This window comes from Sphingorhabdus sp. (assembly GCF_044239005.1).
Classification (GTDB): Bacteria; Pseudomonadota; Alphaproteobacteria; order Sphingomonadales; family Sphingomonadaceae; genus Sphingorhabdus_B.
The window spans coordinates 1-5,074 of sequence record NZ_JBIICH010000136.1 but is presented as its reverse complement, the minus strand read 5'-3'; the positions used below and the strand labels follow the sequence as shown (position 1 = coordinate 5,074).

The following is a 5,074-nucleotide window of genomic DNA, read 5'->3' as shown; positions in this document are numbered from 1 at the left end:
GCGTACCGCCACCGTTTCAATAACGGGAACGCCCAATGCGCGGGCGAGCTTTTCTGCATCCAGTTGCAAACCATCGCGCTCGGCAAGATCGACCATGTTCAGCGCAACGACCGTCGGCAGGCCCTGCTCAATCAGCTCGAGCGCGAAGCGCAGATGGTTATCGAGATTGCCCGCATCCAGCACGATCACAAGTGCGTCAGGGCGGCGATGGCCCTCCAGATTTCCCAACACGACATCGCGGGTGACGGCTTCATCAAGGCTATCGGGATCGAGGCTATAGGCGCCGGGCAAATCGATCATTTCAACGGGTTGGCCGTCGTCAAACGTCGCCCGCCCCGATTTGCGCTCAACCGTTACGCCGGGATAATTCGCAATCTTCTGCCGCGCACCGGTCAGCGCATTGAACAGCGCACTTTTGCCGGCATTGGGGTTTCCGACAAGGGCAACGAGCGGTGGCATTTGCGTCATGGCTTAAGCTCGCAATCGATGGCCGCTGCAACATTGGTGCGCAAAGCCACGGTCATTCGGCCGACACGCACGGCAAGCGGGTCACGCCACATCAAAATACCCTTGTGCATTGCCTCTATGGTGACTCCGGGTTCAAAGCCAAGTGAACGCAGACGATGCCCTTCCTGATCGGGCAAAACATCCCAATCGATGGCCCGAATAACCGCGGCGCGGTTTAGTGGAAGATGGTCAAGCTGCACGGACGCCTATTTGCAACCGATTCGCAATAACATCAATAGAGATTTGGATTAACGCGCCGGATAGCGCAGGCGGCCAATGAAGCGGGAAAGGCTTGGCACATATTCCTGACGCTGTTTCGCCTGAAACTTCACTTTCTCAAACTGCATCACATTATCGATGCGACGATCAAGGAAAGCCCGCGCATCGGCGAAATTGTCGCTGTCATCGTTGACGAAGACGCTGAGCGTGCTTGCATACACTGCCGACAGCGTCATGCGCTTGGTATAATGGTTGAAATCGCTCGCGGTGTCTCCGGCCAGACGCCACATCCGGTCGGCAGATCGCCAACCGATCTTTGCACTGCGTACCAAATTTCGCGGCATGGCCATGATCGCCATCGCGCGCCGCAGGGATTCGCGGTCGGGCGCCATGATTTCCAGCCGCGTTGCCAGCAATGCTGTAATCCGGTCACGGATTTTCATCGCCGCAAGTTTTTCGGCGGGCAAACGATGGGCAAGCTCCATATCGATGCTGTCGATCCACGCATCAATCATGTCGATGGCGTTATCCTTGAACGCAAGTTTCGCGACATCACGGTCCACGCCAGCTTCATCAGCGGCCGCATGAACAGCGGCATCAGACCAGCCATCAAATCCCGCGTTACGCGCGATGATGGGGGCAAGGACGGCACGAACTTCGTCGAGCGTCGGGTCAGCAGGAAGCGGTGATATGGACATGCACAATATGTAGGCGTTCGGCGCCCTCAAGAAAAGGTCTATTGCTTACGCACCAGCACAAGCGCGATCATCACCAGCGCGCTGCCCGTAAAATCCATTGCGGTCAGCGTCTCACCAAAAGCAAGCCAGCCAGCCGCAGCCGACAGTGCAGGCTGAAACAACAAGGCCAAACCGATCACCAGCGGGCTAAAATGCGGTAAGGCATAGGTCAGGCACCCTTGCCCGAAAAACTGTGACGTGAACGCAAGCAACACAACTGGCCACCACACTGTCGGGATAACCTGCTCCCCCGCGGATAAGGATGCCGCCAATAAAACCACAGCCGCAACAGCGCTTGCCATGCCCAGTGCGCCCCAGCTTTCCGTATTCTGCCGCACGCGCATCATGAGCACCAGATACACCGTGTATGTAAGGCCCGCGCCAAGCGATAAAACATCCCCCTGGAAATGCAGCGGGGACAGATCAAGGCTTTGCCCCATTAAAAGTGCAGCGCCCACAAATGCAAACAGCACCGCCGCGCTTTCCCATTTGCTGGGCATTTTACGTGCGGCAATAATCCCGTAAACCACCAGAATCAGGCTGGCGCAGTTCGCAAATAATGTCGCATTGGCCATTTTCGTTTGGAAAATGCCAATATGCCACAAGATGATATCAATGCCGAAAAACAGGCCTGCAATTATCGCTAGCCAAATTGTGGATTTGCCTAAGGCCGAAAAACGAAAACCAAATCGATACCCGACAAGAAACAAAAACGGCGTCGCCAGCGCCAGTCGCCAGAATCCGGTCGCGATGGGTCCGCTGTCGGCAAAACGCACGAGCAATGGCCCAAAAGCGATCGCAATATTTCCGGCCAGCAGTGCCGCAAAGGCAAGCAAGCTGGGCGGTTGCTGATGTAATATCTTCTGCGACATAAACCCCCGTTGCATTTTGCAACTTTCATCCGCATCTTGGCTGCAAAGAAACGCTTAATGACAGGATATTGCATGACTGCAACTTTGTTTGATCCGATTCAACTCGGCGCCATCACCGCGCCCAACCGAATCCTCATGGCGCCGCTGACCCGCGGCCGCAGTGTGAATGGGCATGTACCCATGTCAGATTTGAAAGCGGAATATTACAGCCAGCGCAGCACGGCTGGCCTGATTATCGCTGAAGCGACGGGCATTAGCCAAGAAGGTCTTGGGTGGCCATCGGCGCCCGGTATCTGGTCAGATGCACAAATCGCGGCGTGGAAGCCAGTGACCGAAGCGGTGCACAAGGCCGATGGACGGATCATATTGCAGCTGTGGCACATGGGGCGGCTTGTCCACCCAGACTTCTTGGGCGGTGCACAACCTGTGTCCGCATCTGCAACGACTGCGCCGGGTTATGCGCACACCGCAGAGGGCAAAAAAGAATATACGCAAGCGCGCGCGCTTGAGGCTTCGGAAATACCCCGCATCATATCGGATTATGTCAACGCTGCGAAAAACGCGATGGCCGCCGGCTTTGACGGCGTTCAGATTCATGCGGCCAACGGCTATTTGATTGACCAGTTCCTGCGCGACAACACCAATTTGCGCACCGATGAATATGGCGGTGCAATCGAAAACCGTATCCGCCTGTTGCGCGAAGTCACCCAAGCCGTTGTCGACGCCATTGGTTCGGAACGAACGTCGGTACGCCTGTCGCCCAACGGCGAAACACAGGGTGCGAATGACAGCAATCCAGTGCCGTTGTTCACCGCCGCTGCTGCCGCATTGCAAGATATCGGCATCGCGTTCTTGGAACTGCGTGAAGTGAAACCATATGGCAATTTCGGGCAAACCGATGTGCCGCGCATTTCCCCTGAAATCCGCAAGATATTCAAGGGCCCGTTGGTGCTGAACCAAGAATATACGCGCGAGCTGGCGGACGAAGATCTGGCATCTGGATTGGCGGACGCGATCAGCTTTGGCCGTCCCTATATCAGCAACCCTGATCTGGTTGAACGTCTGCGGTCCGGGGCTGAACTGACCCCCGATAATTTCAAAACATGGTACGCACCTGCGGCAGAAGGATATACCGACTATCCGTTCCTGAACGCGGCGGACGCGTAACGCACATGATCGAAGCGGGGATTGGCATTTATGCAATAGCCATCCCCGGTTTGCTGCTTTTTGCGTTGGCCAGTGCAGAATATATCTGGCCACGCCGCATTTTGGTCTTGGGCCGCTATCCGCGATGGCGGACCCATGCTTTATTCTTCGCAACCAACGCAGTTGTCGGCAGGATCCTGTCGTTATTCGTTGTTGTGGGTGTGGCGGCGACATGGGCGAACTCCCACCAGTTCGGAATGCTGCAATTCTTAAATTGGCCTTTTTGGGCTGAAGCCGTGATGGCCTTTATCATTCTTGATTTCGCCGTCTGGCTTCAGCATTTTGCGATGCACCGGTTCGCATTTTTATGGCCTATGCATGCCGTACATCACAGCGACCGCGACCTTGATGTCACCACCGCGCTGCGCTTTCATCCGTTCGAATTGATTGTATCGACATTCTATAAATCGGCAATGGTCGCCCTGTTGGGCGTGCCGCTTGCCGTGGCTCTGGCATTTGAATTGTGGCTCAACGCAAATGCGCTGTTCAATCACAGCAACATCCGCCTACCAAAGTATCTCGACCGGATGCTGCGCATATTTTTTGTGACGCCGGACATGCATCTGGTGCACCACAGCATCGCGGTGGCCGAACAAAAAAGTAATTTCGGTTTTGCTTTGTCGATCTGGGACCGATTGTTCGGGACATATTGTGCAGAATCCCATGTCGGCGCCGAAAATCAGAAAATCGGTCTATCCCAATTCGACGACCAACGGCCATCTGCGTTTGTCTGGAGCATGAAGCAGCCCATGACGTAGCGTCATCCCGCTGGTGCTTCGCGGCACTTGACCTACCCAGTTTTCCGACGCATTTTCGGGCTTAGGGGAGATTATATCATGGCAAAATTGCGCAACATCATTTTGGGCACCGTGGCTGTTGTCGCGGTCGGCGCCGGCCTGACCTATGGTTGGCAGCAATATCGCGAAAAAAGCATCATGGATGACGCGCGTACCGCGCAAGCAGCATCCGATAGCGAAGTGACCTCTGGTCCCGCTGATAAGCTGTTATGGGGCGACACCCATTTGCATACGGCAAATTCCATCGACGCCTTTGGTTTTGGCGTAAAATTGGGACCAGAAGATGCGCTGCGTTTTGCGCGCGGTGAAGAAGTCACCTCGACCGGCGGGATGAAGGCGCAGCTGGAACGTCCACTCGACTTTCTGGTGATAGCCGATCACTCCGGCGGCTTGGGCGCGACCAAAGCATTATATGACGCACCCGGCTTTCTTGTCCGCGACCCGACCCTGAAACGCTGGCATGAAGAAATGCACAAGGGGCCAGAAGGCATGCAACGCGTTACAGGAGAGCTGATCGATCTGGCTGGCCGCAATGCGTTGCCAGCGGCGCTAACAGACCCCGTAAAGCAGAAAAAAACGTCGACAAGCATCTGGACAGGCCACAGCTCCCTCGTCGAGCGGTATAATGAACCGGGCAAGTTCACCGCGTTCATGGGCTTTGAATATACGTTGATGCCCAACGGTAACAATTTGCACCGTGTCGTCATGTTCCGCGATGGCAAAAGCCGGACCGACA

General features: G+C 55.5%; 7 protein-coding genes. 3 read left to right on the top strand and 4 right to left on the bottom strand.

Going from position 1 to position 5,074, the window contains the following annotated elements:
• The 4 genes from ACILQA_RS09695 to ACILQA_RS09680 form a co-directional block, all read right to left on the bottom strand.
• A partial coding sequence (locus tag ACILQA_RS09695; RefSeq protein WP_395629510.1) for a FeoB small GTPase domain-containing protein occupies positions 1-468 on the bottom strand: 468 nt, incomplete at its 3' end.
• Positions 465-707: a ferrous iron transport protein A gene (locus ACILQA_RS09690; protein ID WP_395629509.1), complete on the bottom strand. Its 243-nt coding sequence runs from the start codon at positions 705-707 to the stop codon at positions 465-467. The genes ACILQA_RS09695 and ACILQA_RS09690, both read right to left, overlap by 4 nt.
• Before the next feature lie 48 nt (positions 708-755).
• On the bottom strand, positions 756-1,424 hold the full coding sequence (locus tag ACILQA_RS09685) for a COQ9 family protein (RefSeq protein WP_395629508.1): 669 nt from the start codon (positions 1,422-1,424) through the stop codon (positions 756-758).
• Between the two features lie 38 nt (positions 1,425-1,462).
• Positions 1,463-2,335, bottom strand: coding sequence for a DMT family transporter (locus tag ACILQA_RS09680; protein ID WP_395629507.1), 873 nt, complete (start codon positions 2,333-2,335; stop codon positions 1,463-1,465).
• Positions 2,336-2,407: 72 nt separating this feature from the next.
• Here ACILQA_RS09680 and ACILQA_RS09675 point away from each other — a divergent pair, with 72 nt between their 5' ends.
• From ACILQA_RS09675 to ACILQA_RS09665, 3 genes are all read left to right on the top strand, one after another.
• Positions 2,408-3,502, top strand: a complete 1,095-nt coding sequence (locus tag ACILQA_RS09675; RefSeq protein WP_395629506.1) for an alkene reductase — start codon at positions 2,408-2,410, stop codon at positions 3,500-3,502.
• Between the two features lie 5 nt (positions 3,503-3,507).
• On the top strand, positions 3,508-4,299 hold the full coding sequence (locus tag ACILQA_RS09670; RefSeq protein WP_395629505.1) for a sterol desaturase family protein: 792 nt from the start codon (positions 3,508-3,510) through the stop codon (positions 4,297-4,299).
• Between the two features lie 78 nt (positions 4,300-4,377).
• Positions 4,378-5,074: DUF3604 domain-containing protein (locus ACILQA_RS09665; protein ID WP_395629504.1), on the top strand; the 697-nt coding region annotated here is incomplete at its 3' end.